The sequence below is a fragment of the Bacillus pretiosus genome (genome assembly GCF_051294775.1).
In the GTDB taxonomy this organism is placed as follows: Bacteria; Bacillota; Bacilli; order Bacillales; family Bacillaceae_G; genus Bacillus_A; species Bacillus_A wiedmannii.
Map to the genome: position 1 here is coordinate 1 of NZ_JBPPHF010000587.1, position 282 is coordinate 282.

1 pseudogene is annotated in these 282 nt (G+C 38.3%); it reads right to left on the reverse strand.

The annotated features are described in order from the left end of the window. Positions 1–26: 26 nt before the first annotated feature. Positions 27–282 (reverse strand): annotated as a pseudogene (locus ACSG5Z_RS32270) (hypothetical protein); the annotation flags it as partial.

The window sequence follows — 282 nt, forward strand, 5'->3', positions numbered from 1 at the left end:
TTTCCGTCATATGATATAAATCCTTATAAACCACCACCACCAAGAACAACAAACGCAAGAATTGTCACTACTTTAATTCTAGAGAACCAAAATTCTAATTCAGCATAACTTTTCGCCGAAATTGCGTTTGACGCATATAGAATAACGCCGAATACGAGACACCTTACCCAAACATCAACAATCGGAAACCATCTTTTCATCATTAAACCGATTGACGTTAATTCTAGTCCTACTGTCACTCCCATTTCTCTAAAACACAACTCCCAGACCACTACACGCTCA